The organism is Pseudomonas brassicae, assembly GCF_010671725.1.
Taxonomy (GTDB): Bacteria; Pseudomonadota; Gammaproteobacteria; order Pseudomonadales; family Pseudomonadaceae; genus Aquipseudomonas; species Aquipseudomonas brassicae.
In genome coordinates, this window is the sequence record NZ_JAAHBU010000346.1 from 1 (window position 1) to 2,423 (window position 2,423).

At 66.8% G+C, this 2,423-nt stretch carries 1 pseudogene; it reads left to right on the forward strand.

The features are described 5' to 3' along the window. Window positions 1–2,127, forward strand: a pseudogene (locus G3436_RS21155) (heavy metal translocating P-type ATPase); the annotation flags it as partial. Between the last annotated feature and the right edge of the window lie 296 nt (window positions 2,128–2,423).

A 2,423-nucleotide genomic window follows, 5' to 3' on the forward strand; every position in this document is an offset into this window, starting at 1 on the left:
CCGGCACTCGTGCAACTGCGCGAAACCACCAGCGACGGCGCGCGCCTCAGTCGCTTTCGGATCGAGGCCATGGACTGCGACCGAACAGACCCTGATCCAGAACACGCTGGGCAAGTTCGACGGCATCGAGCAGCTGGAATTCAACCTGATCAACCGCGTGCTCGGGGTGACCCATACCCACGCCGACACCCTCGGCATCGAACAGGCGATCACCGCGCTGGGCATGCACGCCGAGCCGCTGGACCAGGCCGGTGAGGCAGCCAGCCGTGCCGCACCGAAAAAAACCTGGTGGCCGCTGGCGCTGTCCGGTGTGGCCGCGCTGGGCGCCGAAATCGTCCACTTCACCAACGCCGCCCCCGAATGGGCGGTGGCCCTGCTGGCGCTGGTGGCGATTCTCGGCTGTGGCCTGGGCACCTACAAGAAGGGCTGGATCGCCCTGAAGAACCGCAACCTGAACATCAATGCGCTGATGAGCATCGCCGTGACCGGCGCCGTGCTGATCGGCCAGTGGCCGGAAGCGGCCATGGTGATGGTGCTGTTCACCCTGGCCGAACTGATCGAGGCGCACTCGCTGGACCGTGCACGCAATGCCATCGGCGGCCTGATGCAACTGACCCCCGACACGGCAACGGTGCAGCAGGCCGACGGCCAGTGGCAGGCGCTGGACGTGAAGCAGGTCGCGCTGGGCGCCCTGGTGCGCGTGCGCCCCGGCGAGCGCATCGGCCTGGACGGTGAGGTGCTGGTGGGTCAGTCGAGCATCGATCAGGCGCCGATCACCGGCGAAAGCCTGCCGGTGGAGAAGGGCCCCGGCGACAAGGTGTTTGCCGGCACCATCAACCAGTCCGGTGCACTGGAGTATCGAGTGACTGCCGCCGCCGGCCAATCGACCCTGGCGCGCATCATCAAGGCGGTCGAGGAAGCCCAGGGCGCCCGTGCCCCGACCCAGCGCTTCGTCGACCAGTTCTCGCGCATCTACACCCCGGTGGTATTCGCCCTGGCGTTGGCAGTGGCTTTGGTGGCGCCGCTGTTCTTCGGTGGCCTGTGGTTCGACTGGATCTACCGCGCACTGGTGCTGCTGGTGGTGGCGTGCCCGTGCGCGCTGGTGATCTCGACCCCGGTGACCATCGTCAGCGGCCTGGCCGCCGCCGCGCGCAAGGGCATCCTGATCAAGGGCGGCGTGTACCTGGAGGGCGGGCGCAAACTGGACTTCGTGGCGCTGGACAAGACCGGCACGATCACCCACGGCAAGCCGGTGCAAACCGACTTCCGTGTGCTCGATGCCCGTTTCGAAACCACCGCCCAGCACATTGCCGCCAGCCTTGGCGGGCGCTCCGATCACCCGGTGTCGATGGCCATTGCGCAACAGGCCGGCGAGCAGCCGCTGGCCGAGGTCAGCGAGTTCCAGGCCCTCGTGGGGCGCGGCGTGAGCGGCAAGGTCGACGGCGTGCTGTACCACCTGGGCAACCATCGCCTGGTCGAGGAACTGGGCCTGTGCTCGCCCGAGCTCGAAGCCCAGCTTGATGAACTGGAGCGCCAGGGCAAGACCGTGGTGCTGCTGCTCGACGCCTCTGGCCCGCTGGCGCTGTTCGCCGTGGCCGACACGGTGAAGGAAAGCAGCCGCGAGGCCATTGCCCAATTGCACGCCCTGGGTATCAAGACCGTCATGCTTACCGGCGACAATCCGCACACCGCACAGGCCATCGCGGCGCAGGTGGGCATTGATGAAGCACGTGGCAACCTGCTGCCGGCCGACAAGCTCAAGGCCATCGAAGGCCTGTATGCCAAGGGCCATCGGGTCGGCATGGTGGGCGATGGCATCAACGACGCCCCGGCGCTGGCACGGGCCGAGATCGGCTTTGCCATGGCGGCGGCCGGCACCGACACCGCCATCGAGACTGCGACGTGGCGCTGATGGATGACGACTTGCGCAAGATCCCGGCCTTCGTCAGGCTCTCGCGGCAAAGCGCGGCGATCCTCACGCAGAACATCGTTCTGGCGCTGGGCATCAAGGCGATCTTCCTGGCGATCACCTTCACCGGCATGGCGACCTTGTGGATGGCGGTGTTCGCGGATATGGGCGTGAGCTTGCTGGTGGTATTCAACGGCTTGCGCCTGCTCAGAAAGTAAGAGGCGGTATGTTGAGTTCACGGCACGCGGCTGATGCCGATGGTCAAGGCGCCGTACTACATTCTCGACCTGGTGAAGATCTTCCGCGAGCGCCTGCCGCAGGTGGAGGTGTCGGTGGAGATCGGCACATTGCCTGCTGATGCGTGAGCAGGGCTCGACCACGCGCCGGCCCACCGAGCGGATGCTGGGGGAGGCCGGGGTGAGCGGCGCCAGGCGCGCTTGCCAGCGAAGGGGCCCTAAAGCTCCTGCACCAGACTGTCGATCTGCTCCTGGCGTTCGGACTGGTTCAACCTGGC